The 19,126-nt window shown below is 32.2% G+C and carries 19 protein-coding genes; all 19 read right to left on the bottom strand.

Features of this window, described 5'->3' with window-relative positions:
- The 19 genes from rplU to C1I91_RS07520 all read right to left on the bottom strand — a co-directional run bounded on the left by rplU (position 1) and on the right by C1I91_RS07520 (position 18,809).
- Entirely contained in the window at positions 1–312 is a 312-nt protein-coding gene (rplU, locus tag C1I91_RS07610; RefSeq protein ID WP_128212329.1) for a 50S ribosomal protein L21, read from the bottom strand.
- 235 nt (positions 313–547) lie between these two features.
- Positions 548–1,984, bottom strand: coding sequence for a ribonuclease E/G (locus C1I91_RS07605; RefSeq protein WP_128212328.1), 1,437 nt, complete (start codon positions 1,982–1,984; stop codon positions 548–550).
- Between the two features lie 15 nt (positions 1,985–1,999).
- Entirely contained in the window at positions 2,000–2,701 is a 702-nt protein-coding gene (locus tag C1I91_RS07600; protein WP_128212327.1) for a TIGR03936 family radical SAM-associated protein, read from the bottom strand.
- Entirely contained in the window at positions 2,685–4,538 is a 1,854-nt protein-coding gene (locus C1I91_RS07595; protein ID WP_128212326.1) for a TIGR03960 family B12-binding radical SAM protein, read from the bottom strand. Before C1I91_RS07595 ends, C1I91_RS07600 begins: the two co-directional genes overlap by 17 nt.
- A 265-nt stretch (positions 4,539–4,803) precedes the next feature.
- Positions 4,804–5,664 (bottom strand): M50 family metallopeptidase, encoded by an 861-nt coding sequence (locus C1I91_RS07590; protein WP_128212325.1) that lies wholly within the window; start codon positions 5,662–5,664, stop codon positions 4,804–4,806.
- A gap of 20 nt (positions 5,665–5,684) precedes the next feature.
- On the bottom strand, positions 5,685–6,488 hold the full coding sequence (locus C1I91_RS07585; protein WP_128212324.1) for a M23 family metallopeptidase: 804 nt from the start codon (positions 6,486–6,488) through the stop codon (positions 5,685–5,687).
- Positions 6,489–6,653: 165 nt separating this feature from the next.
- On the bottom strand, positions 6,654–7,016 hold the full coding sequence (gene mgsA, locus C1I91_RS07580) for a methylglyoxal synthase (RefSeq protein WP_128212323.1): 363 nt from the start codon (positions 7,014–7,016) through the stop codon (positions 6,654–6,656).
- A gap of 15 nt (positions 7,017–7,031) precedes the next feature.
- The gene (gene rodA, locus C1I91_RS07575) at positions 7,032–8,156 is read right to left on the bottom strand and encodes a rod shape-determining protein RodA (protein ID WP_128212322.1); all 1,125 of its coding nucleotides are present in this window, start codon (positions 8,154–8,156) and stop codon (positions 7,032–7,034) included.
- A 210-nt stretch (positions 8,157–8,366) separates the two neighbouring features.
- Positions 8,367–8,633 (bottom strand): cell division topological specificity factor MinE, encoded by a 267-nt coding sequence (gene minE, locus C1I91_RS07570; protein ID WP_128212321.1) that lies wholly within the window; start codon positions 8,631–8,633, stop codon positions 8,367–8,369.
- A gap of 13 nt (positions 8,634–8,646) precedes the next feature.
- A complete protein-coding gene (gene minD, locus C1I91_RS07565) occupies positions 8,647–9,444 on the bottom strand; it encodes a septum site-determining protein MinD (protein WP_128212320.1) in 798 nt (265 codons plus the stop codon).
- Positions 9,445–9,448: 4 nt separating this feature from the next.
- The gene (minC, locus tag C1I91_RS07560; RefSeq protein WP_128212319.1) at positions 9,449–10,093 is read right to left on the bottom strand and encodes a septum site-determining protein MinC; all 645 of its coding nucleotides are present in this window, start codon (positions 10,091–10,093) and stop codon (positions 9,449–9,451) included.
- Positions 10,094–10,540: 447 nt separating this feature from the next.
- Positions 10,541–13,393, bottom strand: coding sequence for a penicillin-binding transpeptidase domain-containing protein (locus C1I91_RS07555; protein ID WP_238475940.1), 2,853 nt, complete (start codon positions 13,391–13,393; stop codon positions 10,541–10,543).
- A gap of 17 nt (positions 13,394–13,410) precedes the next feature.
- The gene (mreD, locus tag C1I91_RS07550; RefSeq protein WP_164880477.1) at positions 13,411–13,914 is read right to left on the bottom strand and encodes a rod shape-determining protein MreD; all 504 of its coding nucleotides are present in this window, start codon (positions 13,912–13,914) and stop codon (positions 13,411–13,413) included.
- 13 nt (positions 13,915–13,927) lie between these two features.
- Entirely contained in the window at positions 13,928–14,782 is an 855-nt protein-coding gene (gene mreC / locus C1I91_RS07545) for a rod shape-determining protein MreC (protein WP_128212316.1), read from the bottom strand.
- A gap of 1 nt (position 14,783) precedes the next feature.
- The gene (locus C1I91_RS07540; RefSeq protein ID WP_128212315.1) at positions 14,784–15,803 is read right to left on the bottom strand and encodes a rod shape-determining protein; all 1,020 of its coding nucleotides are present in this window, start codon (positions 15,801–15,803) and stop codon (positions 14,784–14,786) included.
- Positions 15,804–15,822: 19 nt separating this feature from the next.
- Positions 15,823–16,509: a RadC family protein gene (gene radC, locus C1I91_RS07535; protein WP_128212314.1), complete on the bottom strand. Its 687-nt coding sequence runs from the start codon at positions 16,507–16,509 to the stop codon at positions 15,823–15,825.
- A 140-nt stretch (positions 16,510–16,649) separates the two neighbouring features.
- A complete protein-coding gene (locus C1I91_RS07530; RefSeq protein WP_128212313.1) occupies positions 16,650–17,216 on the bottom strand; it encodes a Maf-like protein in 567 nt (188 codons plus the stop codon).
- A gap of 11 nt (positions 17,217–17,227) precedes the next feature.
- Complete coding sequence (locus C1I91_RS07525) at positions 17,228–17,488, bottom strand: DUF4321 domain-containing protein (RefSeq protein WP_128212312.1); 261 nt, start codon at positions 17,486–17,488, stop codon at positions 17,228–17,230.
- Positions 17,489–18,113: 625 nt separating this feature from the next.
- Positions 18,114–18,809: an SPOR domain-containing protein gene (locus C1I91_RS07520; RefSeq protein ID WP_128212311.1), complete on the bottom strand. Its 696-nt coding sequence runs from the start codon at positions 18,807–18,809 to the stop codon at positions 18,114–18,116.
- Positions 18,810–19,126: the final 317 nt, after the last annotated feature.

Genomic DNA, 19,126 nt, shown 5'->3' with positions numbered 1-19,126 from the left:
TTAAGCTTCTATTTTTTCTATAACTAGCTTTGTATAAGGTTGTCTGTGGCCGTTCTTTCTTCTATAGTCTTTCTTTCTCTTGTACTTGAAAACTATAATCTTCTTAGCCTTACCTTGAGCAGCTACCTTAGCAACTACCTTAGCACCTTCTACTACTGGTGTACCAACCTTAAGCTCACCATCCTTAGCTACTGCTAGAACTTCTGTTAACTCAACTGTTGATTCTACTTCAGCTTCTAACTTTTCAACGAATATAACATCGCCTTCTTGAACTCTGAATTGCTTTCCACCTGTCTTAACTACTGCGTACATAAAAACACCTCCTCATTACGGTCTCGCCACTACGGGTACGATAATAAAATCGATTTTTGGACCTTACGTGTGCGGTTCACAAAAGTCATTCTACCATATCGGACATATTTTGTAAAGTTATTTTTAAAGGTGTACTACTTCAATCCGAAATCTATTTTCTAAAACTACTCTAAGTTCTGAGAGGAGTTTTAGAAAATACAAATTTTAGTATGAAGTTGTACATCTATAGATGTACCTAATCTAGTTGTAGTTTATAATCTTTTACAGCTTCTATCTGTTTTTTGAATAGCAATGGCTCTAATTTATAATAATGGTCTGTGGTATCAATAAACTTTAAATATATATTTTTATCTAACCCACCTATATCTCTAAGAAAGCTTAGCTTATCACCTATTACATATTTCTCATATACATCTTTTAATTCTATGTAGAAATCCTTAATAGTTCCTTCGCCTTCTGCTCTGATTATCTCATTCTTAATCAAATGCTTTATATATGAACCCTTTAGCCTTTTCCCGTGTCCGTTGCAAACTTCACAGTCTTCTTCTATGTAATCATAGATACTTTTTCCTCTTCTGCTTCTTGATATCTGCAAAAGGTTTAACTCTGTAAATTGAAATACTCGAGTTCTGCTTATGTCCCCCTCTAAACTTTCCTTTACAGCATTATACACTTTGTTTTTAGCTTGTGCACTTTCCATATCTATAAAATCAACAACTATTATTCCACTAAGGTTTCTAAGTCTTATCTGTCTTCCTATCTCTTTAGCTGCTTCAATATTAGTTTCTTCTGCAGTCTTGGCAAAATTTCTTCCAGTGATATTCTTTGCAGAATTTACATCTATAACATACATAGCCTCTGTCCTTTCTATCACTATATTCCCACCACATTTTAGATTAACTTTAGAACTTCTTAGATTTAATATCTCCTTTTCAATTCCATAGTAATCAAACAGGCTTCTTACTTCCTCATGCATTATTAAACTAATATTTTTATTACCGTCTATATAGTCTTTGACAGCTTCATAATCTTCAGAAGAATCAACTACTATTTTGGAAGTATCATTGTTTATATTATCTCTTAAGACCTTATGAAGCAATGCATTTTCACCGTATATCTTTTTATTCTTCAAGCTATACAAAGCTTCTTTTTCAATGGATTCATATATATCCTTAAGCTTGTTTATTTCTTCAGTTATTGCGTCAATTGATGCAAATTGAGCATTAGTTCTTATAGTTATAGAAAAGCCTTTTATGGGGCTAATGGAAGTAGTCAAGCAATCTCTTAACTCACTATCCTCTATTCGTTTTGATATTAGAACTTCATCCTTACCTCTAGTGAGTACAACAAATCTACCTGGAAGACTTACTGGTGCTGCAACCTTAGGTCCTTTACTTCCGAAACCTTCACTTATTATCTCAACAATTATATCTTGACCTTTTTTAAAAGATTTTTTATCCATATCAAAATGCATATACCCATTTTTCTCATGACCAATGTCTATAAATGCACTTCCTATGGCTGTGACAATATTTTTTATGGTTCCCTTATATATCTCGCCTGGAAGAGGTTCATTGTTCTCCTCTTCCACGAAACACTCTGTAAGTAATCCCTTTTCCTTAATAGCAATCCTAAAAATTGATTGTCTTCTCTCTATGAACAGTTCTCTCATAATTTATTACCAAAGCTATATATATTTATAAAGAGGAACTAATGCTTCTGCTTTATAAGCATAAAGCTCTTCTCTTTTTATATCAATAAAAGCTTCTTCCTCATAGTTTGTAGTTTTACTTCTTATATATGTTGCCAGTAATTCTGGAGAAAGATGCTCCCTGCTACCACAGCTTATCAATGCATTTAATATAAGCCTATCTTCATTAATCCAATACTTTAATTCCTTTACCATAGGCTTTATATCAGCCATTTTTTCACCATTTTTGCTTTTCTTAAGGGTAACCCATTCAGCTTCTTGCATAAGACTTTCTATTTCAGCTAAAGTAAGCGTTGTGTCACTATACTTAATCTTAATTATATATCTAGCCGCATCAATCAAGGCCATTGCTTGAGGTACCTTTTTTTCATTTTCCTTATTTATAACCTTAGAAACCTCTAAGAATCTTATCCCTTGAGCTGAATTACTATTCAATCTCTCTCTGATTTCATCTTCAGAAAGTTCTTCTGAAAGACCTATATCTAAATAATCTCCTTCTGAATAAAAACCTACTGATAGTGGATTTGCTATAGACAAATTCATATGTGGATTAAAGCCCTTTGAATACTCTATAGGAAGCCCTGCTCTTCTTATAACCCTTTGTATAGTTCTCATAAGATCAAGATGTGAGATAAACTTAATATCACTCTCTTTTGTAAATTTAATTAGATATCGCACCAGCAAAGCACTTCCCTTCCTTAAAGTTCACATCAATACCACAACCAGTACATCCTACTCTACAGTTCTGTGTAACTGATGCCTTTTTAGCCTTTTCATTTTCAATTTCTAGATACTTTCTATTAACTCCAATATCTATAAAGTCCCAAGGTAATACTTCATCGTAAGCTCTTTCTCTATAGCAATAGAAATCTCCATCAAGTCCACATTCTTCTATAGCTTCTTTCCACAGCTCAAAATTAAAGTATTCTGACCAACCATCAAACTTAGCCCCTTTTTCATAAGCTTTTACAAGAACATCACAAAGTCTTCTGTCTCCTCTTGCAAATAATGCTTCCATATATGAAGTTTTTTGCTCATGATAGTTGTATACTATTGATCTTGATTTAATGGAGCTCTTTACAGCTGATATCTTATCTGAAACTAAATCTATCTTCTCCATAGGAGCCCATTGGAATGGAGTAAATGGTTTAGGAACTAATATAGATGTACTTACAGTAACTCTAAGACCCTTATTTCTAACATTTTTAGGAATACTAAAATATTCAGCGGCTATCTTCTCTGCTAAGAAACCAATTTCTTTAACATCCTCAATAGTTTCATAAGGAAGACCTATCATAAAGTATAGCTTTAAAGTACTCCAGCCAGCTTCAAAAGCACTTCTAGCAGCTTCTAGTATTCTTTCCTCTGTAAGTCCTTTATTTATTACATCTCTCATTCTTTGAGAACCAGCTTCTGGAGCAAATGTTAATCCGCTCTTTCTAACCTTTTGTATCTCTTTTATGAGATCCACTGAGAATGCATCTACTCTTATTGAAGGCAAGGCAACACCAACATTATTGCCACTATGCTCATTTACTAAATCAGTAACTAAACCTTGTATATCAGAGTAATCACAAGTACTCAAAGATGAAAGTGATATTTCATCATATCCAGTAGCATCTACAAGCTGTCTAGCATTTTTAAGAAGAGTCTCTCTAGACTTTTCTCTTACTGGTCTATATATCATACCTGCTTGACAGAATCTGCAGCCATTAGTGCATCCTCTAAACACTTCAAGCACTACTCTGTCATGAACTATTTCAGTGTATGGAACTATAAACTTATCTGGGAAAGATACCTTATCAAAATCATTTATCATTCTTTTTTGAACTTTAGAAGGTACATCTTCAAACTTTGGCTTAAAGGATTTTATTGTATTATCTTCATTGTACTCAACTTCATAAAGTGAAGGTACATAAATTCCTCTTATTTTAGAGATTTCTCTCAAGAACTCTTTTTTCTTTCCTTTTCCCTTGTACTTTTTATATACATCAAGGACATCATTCATCATGTCCTCACCTTCTCCTATTTCAAAGAAGTCTACAATATCATATAAAGGCTCTGGGTTGTATGCACAAGGCCCCCCTGCCATAACTATAGGTTCGTCTTCCCCTCTTTCAGAAGCTCTTATAGTTACTCCTGATAGATTAAGCATATTTAATATATTTGTATAACTCATCTCATACTGAAGAGTAAAACCAAGAAAATCAAATTCATTTAATGAATCCTTTGTTTCAAGAGCAAATAAAGGTATATTATTTTTTCTAAGCTCCTTCTCCATATCAGGCCACGGCGCATAACTTCTCTCGCAATATGTATCGCTTCTCTCATTTAAGGTATGATAAAGTATTCTTGACCCTAAATGGGACATTCCAACTTCATATACATCAGGGAAACAGAAAGCAAACCTAATGTCTACTTTTTTAGGGTCTTTTATAACCTGATTTAGTTCTCCCCCAACATACCTAGCAGGTTTTTCAACTTTATATAAAATATCATCTGTTATTCTAACCATAACTTTTTCCTCCTAGACTTAACTTATTATTAAATGACTGGCTCTTAAATCACTGTTCTTTTACACATCTGCTTTTTCTCAACAATTCTGGCAGAAAAAATATTTTTTTACTGTTTAACTTAATGGCTATACTAAGCTCTTTAAATTACTAGATTTAGCTATAAAAAGCCTTATACTTTATTTAACAGTAAAAAAGAAGTATACTTATATACTTCTTAAATTTACATCATTATATTTTATCATACCATTAACTATTAACCAATAGCTATTTTTTCATCCAGCTGTTTTTAAGATTTATGTATTCTTCTAAGGTTATATTTCCATGAACTTTTAGAGCTTCAATAAGCTCGTCCTCATGAATAATATCCATTACTTTAAGATCATCATCTAAAATAAAAAAACTATTAAATTTATTTTTGTCTACTAATCCTAATACATTTATCAATCCTAATTTGCAGTAAACAGAGATTGACTTATTATAAATATATTTTCTCTTAGTCAATCTACTCCGCTTCTTTATTATATCTCCCATAATTATATACATTACCTTTCTTTTTTCATTATATGTTATATAAACTATGAAACATGATGTAAGCAATATACTAAGATTAAATTTATGTATTGTAAGTAAGTAGGCAAATAACAAAAATCCAATTCCCCCTACACCATAGCTTATATAAGATGTTATAATATGTGCCTTCTTATAAAATATCTTAGAACTTAAAACTGTTCTTAAAACTTTAGAACCGTCTAGCGGGTATGCCGGCAACATATTAAATATAAACAGAACAAGATTGATCTCCATAGAATTACTAACAAACTCTGTTGGCACAATCTTATATGCCATATAGAAAAGTCCGAACATCAGTAGATTAAAAAAAGGTCCAGCTATGGAAAGAATTATCTCTTCCTTATGGGTCAACTCATCAAAATCACTCAATTCTAGTGACGTTCCAAAAGGGTGAATCTTAAAATTATCAACACTTAATTTCATCCACTTTGCTACAATATAATGAGTGATTTCATGCAGTATTATCCATAAAAAAGCTAAAAATATTTTAGATTTAAATCCTAAAATAAGGAATACTAACACCTGAGGAATTAACCATTTGCTTATTTTCACCATGTAATTCTCCTAAAGAATTGCTAATCAAATGTTACATAATCCTTCGGATCTTTATCTTCTCCCATATAATTTAAAGAAAATATGATGCATGCTTTATTTAAACTTTTTACAGTAGTACTCTTGCCTAAAAATTGTCCCTTTTCAACTTTATCCCCTTCTTTTACCGAAACTTCCTTGATACCAGAACATTTTGACTCAATACCATCTCCATGATCTATAAGAACAAATGCTCCATTATCTTTGTCTTCTCCAGTCTTTTTTATAGTTCCTCCATTAGGAGCCATGACTTCAGTATTTTCCTTTACTTCTATAATTAACGCTTTATCTTTTTGCTTACTACTTAATTCAGCATTTATCGTACCTTTCACGGGGCTTACAAAACTTTCTTTAGATTTTTCTTTAAGTGTTTTTCCTCCAGTAATGTTAGCTTTAAAAGTTTCTATAGAATCCTCTAACTTATCCCTTATGCTTGCAGTATCTTTAAAATCTAAAGAACTTACATAGCCTGCAATTTTAGGATCCACAAACTTACTATAGTCTATATTATTATTAACAATGTCTTTAGCATACTTATAGGCTATTGTGGTCTCTGGTGTTGAAACTGTCTTACATACTATTGCAAAAGCAGTTAAGCACAAAACTCCAAGAAGTTCCTGCATTATTCTTCTAGTCAAAAAATTGCTATTTATATTATTTATACCGCTTATCCCATTTTCTCTACTATGAGGTTCCTGAACTCCATATGCTGCATAAGGATTTTGCTCACGTTTTCTTTGTAATATTTTTGCATAGTAACTCTCATACTCACCATTATAATTCCCCATATTTATCCTCCCATGTTCATAATTATACTTTTAAGACCCTATATCAAAGTTCATATTATATATATTTTCATTATTAGGATTATATGATAAGGAGATAAAGAAAAAACACTTCCTAAGATTAGTCTTAGAAAGTGTTTTTAATTATTAACTAACTATGTATAAGAGCTACTTTAGTGATTTTACAAAAACCTCAGCACTACCTATGTTAGTAGCTACAGGTATATGATGAACATCACATAATCTTATCAACGCTGTAACATCTGGCTCATGTGGTTGAGAAGTTAATGGATCTCTTAAGAATATAACTAAATCCATGTTTCCCTCAGCTATTTTGCTTCCTATTTGTTGATCTCCACCAAGAGGACCAGATAAAAATCTATGTACTGGCAACCCTGTTTCCTCTGTTATTCTTTTTCCAGTGGTTCCTGTAGCATATAGTGTATGCCTCTCAAATATATGCTTGTATCTGCTAACAAACTCAAGCATATCTTCTTTTTTCTCATCATGAGCAATAAGTGAAATATTCATAATACCCTTTTCCCCCTAAAAATTAATTTTTTTCTTTCTCATACCAATATTTATTATTAAAGCTATAGACATTATGGTAGTTAAAAGTGAACTGCCTCCATAGCTAACAAGCGGTAATGTTATACCAGTTATAGGCATTATACCAATAGTCATTCCTATATTTTGTAATATAGCAAATAAAAAGTAAGATGCTAATCCCACACAAATCATAGAGCCAAAAACATCTTTTGAATTTCTTGCTGTTCTTATAGTTCTATAAACTATGATTCCATATAGTGTAAGCAAAAGTATAGCCCCAATAGTCCCCCAGTGTTCACCTATAACTGCAAATATAAAGTCTGTCTGCTTTTCTGGAACAAATTGACCTACATAGCTTGTCCCTGAATTTGGTGAAAGCTTTAATCCAGTCCCAAAAAATCCACCTGATCCTATACCAGTCATTGACTGCATAAGCTGAAGTCCCGATCCAAGTTCATCAGCTTCTGGATTTAAAAATGATACAAGCCTTCTTTTTTGATAGTCCTCTATAAGACCAGAGTTCCATAATAACAAAACTCCAAACACTAAGGAAGTAAGTCCTCCTATTATAATTCTCATGTCTAACCCTGCACAAAAGAAAATCCCTAGTACGATAAAAAAGCATACCATGGTCATTCCCATATCCGGTTGAATAACTATAAGCGCAACAGGTAATAAAGTATATGCTGCCAAAATAAAAAAATTCTTTAGATTGTTGACCTTAAGATCCATCTCATCCAACTTCTTTGCCAGCATAAATATTATAGCAACCTTTGCCAGCTCAGAAGCCTGAATAGAGAATAAAGACCCAACTTTAATCCATCCTCTTGCTCCATTAATAGTAGCTCCCATAAATCTCGTATAGATTAGTAATAATATAGACCCCCAGTACAAAATCGGTGCAAATCCTCTGAGAATATTATAGTCTACAAGGAGTATCCCATAAAGAACTACAAGGGAAAATACAAACCATAAAATTTGCTTTTTCACATCAGAAACATCCGGTTTCATCGCAGCGTAGATATTAACTATTCCAAATAGTACTGTAAGTATTGTTGCAATAAGGATACTAAAATCCATTTCTCTGAGAAGTTTAGTATCTAGCTTTAATTTTTTAAGCATGGTACTACCTCCGCAACCTTAGTTTTTAATAAATTTCTTTAGTTATATGTTATTTTACTTTACAACCTCTAAAAACAATTATAGCTTATAAACGTACAAAGAAAAACAATAAAATTGTAAAGATTCTATTGCTATTTATTTAACCTTTTTTTGCGCATCTGCAATTTGGTCCACACAACAGGCTTTAAATCTGCTGTGTGGACCAAACTATTATCTACCTCTAACATTCTTTATTGGAATATTAGCTACTAAAGCTGGAGAGTCATTGTCCATTTCTCCTGATTTAGTTATCGCTATATCAATATCATCATGATCTATCTCAATATACTTTGATAAAACTTCTAAAATCTCACTCTTTATATTATCTAAGGTTTCAGGAGATAAATCTCCTCTATCATGTATTAATATCAGTTTCAGCCTATCTTTCGCTACTTCCTTAGGTGTTGGCTTATTGGAGAAAACTTTAAATAAATCCATTAACAACACCCCCCTATTTCTTTTTAAACAATTTCTTTAAAGAATTAAAAAAGCCAGCAGATTCATTACTTAAATCTAAAAGAGGAACTTCCTCTCCAGTGATTCTTTTAGCTATATTTCTAAATGCTTGTCCAGCAAAAGCTTTATCATCTAGAACTATAGGTTCTCCCTTATTAGTAGAAACTGTAATAGTTTTATCGTCTGGAACAACTCCTAGAAGCTTCACAGATAAGGTTTCAATTATATCAGGTACATCTAACATATCACCCTTTTGAGTCATTTCATAATTCAATCTATTAACTATTACCTGATGGTCTTCAAGTCCCTTTGCATCAAGCTTCCCTATAACTCTATCAGCATCTCTAACTGATGTTATTTCTGGATTAACAACAACTATAGCTCTTTCAGCACCTACTATGGCATTTTCAAAGCCTTGCTCTATACCAGCTGGGCAATCAATCAATACATAGTCAAACTCTTCCTTAAGTTCATTTACAAGCTTTAGCATTTGCTGTGTGCTTATATCGTCTTTATCTTTAGTTTGAGCTGTAGGCAGTAAGAAAAGGTTTGGAAATCTCTTATCCTTTATCAACGCCTGTTTAGTTCTACATCTATTTTCTATTACATCAATAATAGTGTACACTATCCTATTTTCTAACCCCATAAGAACATCTAAATTTCTAAGACCTGTATCCCCATCTACTACAACCACTTTTTTTCCTAAAGCAGCTAAGGCTGTTCCTATATTTGCAGTAGTAGTAGTCTTTCCAACTCCACCTTTACCTGACGTTATTACTATTGAAACTCCCATTTTCTTAATCCCTCCATGTGCTTATGTATTTATTAGGTAAGTATGGCTCAACAACTATTTCCCCATCCTTAATCTTGGCTACTTCTGGATATGTAGGTTTATCCCCCTCTGGTGATATTGTAATTAAATCCGCTATGCTAAGAAGCTCTGGCTGTAGCGAAAATGCTGCTATAACTGATTTTTTGTTACCATTAATTCCAGCACGAACTTGCCCTTTTATACTTCCTAATACTATTATATTTCCAGCTGCAGAAACCTCTGCCCCATTATTTATATCACCTATTATAACAATATTTCCTAGGTAATTGATGCTTTGACCACCTCTTACTGTTTTTCTGATAAACTTAGTTCTTCCTTCATACACACCGGTGAAAGTCTTACTTTCCTTTTCTTCTTTTTCCTGAAAGATACAGTCCTTAATCATTATTTCATCAAAAAGAACATCTTTCAAACGTCTCATTTGCTTGTCGTTTATATGCCTCAAATCAGCAATCAAAGTTAGAGTAGCCCCCGTATAAAACTGTTTTCCTGAACTTAAACGCTCTAATAGTTTTTCGAGCATTTCATCAAAGTCTTTAAATTTGTCCATATTTATCAGGGCTACAATACCTTCTTTATTTCCTTTTATAAAAATCCCCTCGTCTAACATAAAAACCTCCAAAGCTTACCCTACTATGTTCTAATTCAACAAAAGCTTATAAAAATCCTTTTAACCATATAAAATAATTATATCATCTACATAACATATATAAAGATTTTTCTACAAGTTTAGCTCATATTTTAATATATATTTTAAAAAATTACATAAATCTCAAAAATATTTACACAAATTCCAATTAATTGTCTACATTGAACATATTTCTTTTCGTCCATAAGTTCATAAACTTTAGCTTGCTTTAATCTTTTGATATTACTATAAATTTTTCAACATAATTGAATATGAGCAAAACTTGGCAGACGAAATAATTTCCTACGAAAAAGACAAGTCTTTTTCATTATATTCTATGACATCTTTATACTTCATGGATGATTTTAAAAAAGTAAAAAACACAACCTCAAGATTAATAGTAATCGCCTTGAGATTGTGTTCAAATTTTTACTTTAAATTGTCATCCTTAACATCTTCCAAAGGAGGATTTAAAGTATAGTCAAACATCGGTTGATAGTTTGGATACTGCTGCTTTATTTGATCTCTAAAATATGTTTCATATATTGCTCTAGCAACTGGTGCACCCATATTACCTTGATAACCATCATACATAACTACTGCTACAACTATTTGTGGATCATCAACTGGTGCAAAGGACACGTAAACACTATAGTCACTTCTACCATAGTCTTCCTGATGAACGTTGCCAACAGTTTCTTTGTAAGTAGCTGTACCTGTCTTACCTGCAGTTTTAATAGGGAATCCTACGAAGTGAGCTCTTGCTGTACCTTCCTCTGTTCCGTTATTAACCATAGACATTCCTTCTTTTATAGCTGCAAGATTTTCAGGTTTAATACTTATCTTGCCTAGCACCTCTGGTTTATATTGTTTCATAACTTTTCCAGTGCTATCTGTTATCTCATCAACAAGATGAACCTTATATCTTGTTCCACCATTAGCTATTGTTGAAATATAACTTGCAAGTTGAACTAAGCTAAAGTTATTAACACCCTGTCCAATAGCGGCATTAACAAGTTCTGCTGGAGTATTTATTGCTCCATTTTTATCAAATATAAACTGCTCAATAGCATTTACAACTGTCTTTTGTGAATACTTATTATTAGAGTTATTAGATGCCTTTATTCTATCGCTAAAATCTTTAGAATTACTCTCTAAATCATTTAATAATCCTTTGATTTTTGTTTCAAACCCATCAAGCTTTACACTTCTACTTGTACTATTTTTCAACACATCAGTAATCGCATCTTTTATAGCTTGCTTTGTGGCTTTTAACTTATCACTATCGTCATCTTTAGCAGCAATATCTAGTGGTACAAAGTTATATGAACCATAAGATCCTTTTGAGAAAGCCTCAACAAATTCATACTTAGAATAATACAAATTTTGACTTTTAAAGTATTCATAGTTATATGTTTGTCCAAAGTTTTCCCCTATTTCTATACCTGTACTGCCTTTTTGCTTACTATTAGGATCAGTTCCCATACCAAGCTGCCATGCATATCTTCCTAAAGTGTCAAGTGCTGCTGTATTAGAACCATTCTTTTGATACATTCTTATAGCCATCTCATAATAATAGAAGTTACATGATACTGCTAAAGCTCTTTTCAAATCAACTATTCCGTACTCATGCTCATCTGCCGGAGCCCAAGAGCCTAGTATATCCGGATGAGTATCGAAGTACTTTTTACCATACAAAGTATCGTTAGGATGTACAACCCCCTCTTCTAGTGCTGCAACTGAAATAAGAGGTTTAAATGTTGATCCCGGAGGAATTAATCCCATAGTTGCATAATTGTAAAATGGTTTAGGATACAAATCATACTTATCCTGTCTATTTCCATTTGAATCCTTAGGAAACAGCTCATCTACAGTTTTACCCAAATTATATTTTGCAATAAGCATCTTCCCAAAACTCTCATAGTCAGGTGCAAAAAACTGCTTTGATAATTCCGGTGTAAGCTTTCCTGGCTCCGAGAATATATTAGCATCATACCCTGGATTACTAACCATAGCCAGAACCCTTCCAGTCTTAGCTTCAATGGCTACTGCAGCTCCTCTTGTGGTATTAAAATTTTTAGAAATCTTATACATCTGAGGATCATTGATTTGAGTTTGTACATAATTCATTCTTTCCTGTAATGACTTTTCAGCTGCATATTGAATATTTTTATCTATACTTAGATGTACATTCTCTCCTGGGCTTGGCTCAAGATCAAATAGTTCTTCAGTTTTTCTTCCTTGAGAATCTACTTTAATCGTAGTTCCCCCAGTACTACCTCTTAGTATAGACTCGAAAGCGGATTCAACTCCAGCCTTTCCTATAACATCTGTGGATACATCATATCCTCTTTCTTCATATCTATCCTTTTTGGTACTATCTATAGATGCAACATATCCTATTACCCCTGATGCAAGATTATACTGACCATAAGGATAATATCTCATTGGCTCTAGAGAAACATCTACACCTGGCATATTATTCAGCTTCTGATAAAAAATAAATGCTGTATCCTTTTTTATGTTAGCGGCAATTGTAACAGGCTTAAACCCTGAGAAGCTCTGCATCTTTATAGCATCCTTAACTAACATATATCTTCTTATATCATTTATGGAATAATGCTTTAGAAGCATATCAGTTATCTCTTTACCACTTAATTTTTTATATTTTTCCTTCTCTGCACTAGTTGGATTTAACATATCATACATACTATAAAACTTTACCATGTAATAAAAAGTATCTTTTGCACTTATTTTTAGTAGCTCGTCGTCTATTTTACTTTCATCACCATCAGTAAGCTCTTGCTTATCTTTAAATAGAACCTTCTTGACATCATCGTGCATGCCTCTATCTCTTTTAAACCTGATTTCTAGAGCCCTTTTACTATCATCTGATGAGACATTGAAGTCAAAATAAGGTTCTCCTTTATCATCAAGTTTAAGGTTTAAAGTATCCTGCTGAGAATCCTTATTATCATCTAAAAGCTTAAATACTTGCTTCATTGTTGAATAAAAGCTTTTTGATGAAGTATCAGTTTGTGTAAACGTCAAAGTATAAACTTGCTTATTAGTAGCTAAAAGATTACCTTGAGAATCATAGATTTTTCCCCTAGGTGCTTTTTCTGTAACCAATCTTCGTGAACTTGTATTTGCCTTTTCAGTATAGTCATCATATTTAAAAATCTGAAGATATATCAATCGAGCTGTAATAGCCGCAAATATAATAAACATTACTATTATTACTACTGTATATCGATTCACTGATTTCTTTTTTTTCTTCATGTTATTCATATAATCACCTATTTATCTTTATTGAACTTCCACTGAACCTTCATATACTTCTTGTTAGAAAATTTATAAACTCTACTATATATCAAAAATACTATAATCATATTGTATGCTGCTGATATAAGTATATTATATCCAAGACTTACCTTTACCTTGGCCAAATAAAGTATGAGCATTGCAATCAATATCTTAAGTATAGTTAATACAAAAGTTGACAAAACTGGAATGAATTTCTTATTCTTAAATATATTTTCACCTACTATTGAAGCTAATAGACAAATAAATAAATTTATTAATGCATTAATTCCATAATACTTATAGAAAAATATATCTTGTAGCATTCCACTAAAAGCCCCAACTATAGTCGCTTCCCATCTTCCATTGATAATAGAAAAACATATGGCGAAACATAATAAGATACTAGGCATCCCATTCATTATTGAAAAGAAAGGGACAACACTGTTATCAAGAATTAATAAAATCAAGCATATTACTGCAAGTACAACTCTCTTCACCTGTTTGTCCCCCTTAGTCCTTATATTGTATTTCTGTCTTATTTCCGTCTTTAGGTACTACTACATATAATTCTTCCAATTTATTGAAATCAACAAAAGGCTTTATTATAGCACTCTTATTAACTTTAATTTTATCTTCTTCTGTTGATACAACAGTGCCTATTCTTAAATCCTTTGGATATAACTTTCCAAGGCCTGTAGTAGTTATCACATCACCCTTATTTACAACTGCATTAATTGGAAGCAAATCTAATATGGCTAAAGCCTCATTATCATTATTTTTATAACCTCTAACTATACCAGAAACTTCACTAGTACCTACTTTTCCATGTGCAGCGAAATTTTCGTTTATAAGAGTCTGTACCTTTGACCAATTTGTATCAGCCTCAACTATCTTTCCTACTAAACCTTCTGGTGCAATAACCACCATATCTTTAGCAACTCCATCCTTAGTACCTTTGTCAATTATATATCCATTTAACATATTTTGATCAGGTTTCGCTACTATATAAGCTCCTACGTATAAGTAGCTAGACCTCTGACTCTTAAAATCTAGCATATTTCTTAATCTATCATTTTCACTTTTTAAACTTCCGTATTCTATAAGCTTATTTTCAAGATCTATATTTTTCTTTTTTAATTCTTCATTTTCTTGTTTAACTTCAGAAAAATTAACAAAAAAGTCCAGTCCGCCTTTAGCTTTATTAGCTAAGGTATAAGCGGCTTTTTGTATTGGGTTTAATGCAGTGCCTGCTCCACTGGTTACGGGATTGCTTGAATCTCTTTTAACACTATATATAATGATAGCTAAAAAGCTAACTGACAGCACTATAACAGTTACTGCCAGTTTATTCCTAAGAAGCTTCATATTATCCTCTTTGTTGTTTTGATATTATATCAAATTTATCTAGAGCTTTACCAGCTCCTAAAGCCACACAATCAAGAGGAGATTCAGCAATATGTACAGGCATATGAGTTTCATGATTTATTAAAGCATCTAATCCCTTTAGTAGAGCTCCACCACCTGCAAGCATTATACCTTTATCCATTATATCTGCAGCAAGTTCTGGTGGTGTTTTTTCTAGTGTAGTCTTAATTGCTTCTATTATAGCAGAAACTGGTTCCTTTAAAGCTTCTCTTATTTGTGTTTCAGTAACATCTATTGTTTTTGGAAGACCAGTAATCAAATCTCTACCCTTTATAGGCATTGTCTTTTCTTCTTCATCATCATCTCTGAAGGCTGAACCGATCTCCATCTTTATATTTTCTGCTGTTCTTTCACCAATCATAAGGTTATATTCTCTCTTTATGTAGCTTATTATAGCTTGATCTAGCTCATCTCCAGCTACTCTTAGAGATTTTGATGTTACTATACCACCTAATGAAACAACTGCAACTTCAGTAGTACCTCCACCTATATCAACAATCATGCTTCCAGTAGGTTCATCAACTGGAAGACCTGCTCCAATAGCCGCAGCCATAGGCTCTTCCATAAGAACAACTTCTCTTGCTCCAGCTTGTTTAGTTGATTCCTCTATAGCTCTTCTCTCAACCTCTGTAACACCAGATGGAAAACATACTATTATTCTTGGACTAGTGAAAGCGCTTTTATTTGTTATTTTATCAATAAACTTTTTAAGCATTGTTTGTGTAATATCAAAATCTGCTATAACGCCATCTTTTAACGGTCTAATAGCAACTATATTTCCTGGAGTTCTACCAATCATCTGCTTTGCTTCTGATCCAACAGCTAAAGGTTTCTTTGTCAAATTATTTATCGCTACAACTGAAGGTTCTCTTAAAACTATACCTTTTCCCTTTACATATACTAAGGTATTCGCCGTACCTAAATCTATCCCCATATCTTTATTCATTCCAAACAATCCCATGTTTATTCCCCTTTCAGTTTTAGATTATTCCTTGTTCTTTTAAGCTTATAAAATCTTTGCCACCAATAATTATATGGTCAAGCAAATCTATACCTACAATCTTGCCACATTCCTTTATACGCAAGGTTATATTAACATCCTCTTTACTAGGAGTAGGATCTCCAGAAGGATGATTATGACATATTATTATAGAAGCTGCGCTTTTTTTTATAGCCTCTACAAAAATCTCTCTCGGATGCACTATAGATGAATTTAGACTACCTTTAAATACTTCTTTTATTGAAATAATAATATTCTTGGTATTGAGCATCATTAGCATAAGTACTTCTTGTCTCAAACTAGATATTTCATTCATAACAATCATTGCAGCACTTTTAGGATCGCTTATCTTAAATTCTTCTCCGGATTTAAAACTTTTAAACCGCTTAAAAAGCTCGCATAAAGCCATTATTTGAGCAGCCTTTACTTCCTTTATTCCACTTATCTTCATAAGCTCCGAATGAGAAGTATTTAGAAGTCCATTAATACCGTCAAGTTCCTGAAGAATTCTCATACTAAGTCCAAGTACATTTTCTTTTGAAGTACCAGTTCTAAGTATTAATGCAAGCAACTCATGATTCGACAACGCGCTTGATCCAAGTCTTATTAATTTTTCTTGAGGCCTTTCACTTTTAGGGATATCAGATATTTTAAGATTTTCGTTCATTAAATAAACTCCTTTTATAGACGGCTCAATAAATAATCAAAATATTTTTTCTGATAAATCTCACAGAAACATGAAGCTTATCAAAGCATTACTTCGACTAAAACGAGGCATCTTAATATCCTTCCCCATGCCCAATTTATTTAATAAATTTCTCTCAAAATGTTCTTTAACTTATTTAGAGGTAAGCCTACCACATTATAATAGCAGCCATTTATTTTCTCTACGAAAACTCCTCCAAGTCCCTGTATTCCATAGGAACCAGCTTTATCCATAGGTTCCCTTGTATTTATGTACTCATCTATCTCTTCTTTTGACAATATTGAAAATGTAACATCTGTACATACATAATCAGAAATCAACTTATCATTCTCAGTATTTATCACTGTTATTCCTGAATATACTTGATGAGTTTTACCGCTTAGGGACTGTAACATCCTAAATGCATCCCCCTCATCTTTAGGTTTGCCTAAAACCTTATATTCTAAACTAACAACTGTATCTGCAGCGATAATTATACTAGGTTTTTTAAGCATTTTTCTTATATATTCAGCCTTTCCTAGAGATAACTCTTTGACATAGTCACCTACATCACCAGTAAAAGAAACAGAATCCTCATCAAAAGAAGATGGTATAACCTCGTACTCTTTAACTAATCTACTGAGAAGTTCTTTTCTTCTATCAGAAGCCGAAGCTAAAATATAGTTCAAATTATCACATCCTAATACTTTTTATATAGTATTATTGCCAAAATAACTCCAAAAATCGACAGAACATTTATTTTTATACTCATACCGATTGTTAAAAGAAATACTTTCAAGTCTAGTGTAACAGGCGTAGGAGTACCAATAGAATAAGAAGTTTTCAGAAATTTTAAGGCTTCAAATTTATCTCCTAATATTTCCCCTATCAAACTTCCTAGAAGTAATCCTAAAAATATAAAAAGTACAAGTATACCAATGTTTTTAGAATTTGATTTCAATGCTACCCCCACCTCGTTTTTACATCTTTTATAGTTTATCATTTAATAAATGTTATAACAAGGGTATTTGATTTTTTTTAATTTTTTTTTATAATATTGGAAAATTACGCAAAAAACCTGTTGTTCATGGTTTATTATCTTATACTTTTCCGCCAATATGGTTAAAAAAATATTAAAATTCCTCATGTAATCGACTTCTTATAAGAAATATTAATTTTATCATTTATATAAGCTTATTTTTGACAATATATTATCTTCAAAAATAATTTACAACTCCATATATGATATAAAAAAGTTGATGAAGCGCCCCTTCTTCAGCAACTTTTTTTGCACATCTGCCTTTCCGAATGTATATGAGGAAAATCTGGCAGGCTAATAAGATTTATTTTTTTACTGTTCACCCTAAATAGCTGTTTCAAACCCTTGATATTGCTAGGTTTAGCTTATAAAACTTTTAATACTTTCCTATACAGTAAAACTATAGCCCCTAAACTGTAAAGTTCAGAGGCTATTTATATATAATATTATAAACCAATTTAACTTGTTAAGTTTTAAAAAAGAAAACAATATAACAACTTAAGAATTTATTGATAAAATCAACCTTTACGTATACTTAGCTATTATACTATTGCTTTTTGAAATTACTTAATGTAGAGAAAATAGTATTATAACAAGCTTCAACATTATCTTTACTTATTTCCTGAGGCAAATCATTTATATTCTTCTTCATACTTTGAAATATATTGAACGATTCGCTTTTACTGTCCTCTTGAAGGCTGTTTGTCCACTTTTTAAACTCTTCAGTTTTAACACTCTTTGTATCTTTACCTTCTAAAGTACTAATTATTTTTAAATAACCATTAATCATCTCAGCCAATTCCTTTGTGCATAAATCTTTCTGACCAATTTCAAAATTAACCTTAAGATTAGTTACCCCCGCAGCGGTAAGATCCTTAGCAACCTTATCAGCATCCTCTGGCTTACCTATTATAACTCCAACTCTAAATTTGTCATTATCTTTTATTGTAAACGCGTCATATTTATCCTTTAGTTTATTCTTATTATCATCTGCGTTCTCTTTTTTCGAATAAAATCCGCATTGCACCAGGGAGAAAACAGTAGTTTCACCTTTAGTGCTGTCACTTATTTGTTTAGAGTTACTAACTTTAGGACTTTGTTGTTCACCTGGAGATTTTGCAAATAAGTACTTTGCCAAAGCTGTCCCCAAGGTTAATGCTATAACTACCACCACAACTAAAAATACCATTACTTTTCCACCATTCGTCTGTCTCTTATTTAGATCGTATCTTGTGTATTTCATTTCCTTCACCTCGCTAATTTTATCTTATAAATATTAATATTTATAAATCTATATATATATTCCTATTTTTTACTGTACAACCTATCATACTATTCTAAACCCTTGATATAGCTATGCTTAGCTAGAAAAATTTTTATACTTTCCTACTAAAAAGGCAAACTTTTTCATTTTACTCTGTGGATGGTTTAGATTTTCTGGCAGCTTCCTAGACAGTAAAAAAAGATCACCAAAGCTACTTTATTTCAGTGATCTTTCTTCATATTAAAATTCCAGTTGCACATTCATATAGGCAACCAACTTCAACTATTAATTTATAC

Origin of the sequence: Clostridium manihotivorum (assembly GCF_004015185.1) — a bacterium.
Taxonomy (GTDB): Bacteria; Bacillota; Clostridia; order Clostridiales; family Clostridiaceae; genus Clostridium_AR; species Clostridium_AR manihotivorum.
The sequence above is the reverse complement of the archived record's forward strand: the minus strand, read 5'-3'. Positions and strand labels throughout refer to the sequence as shown.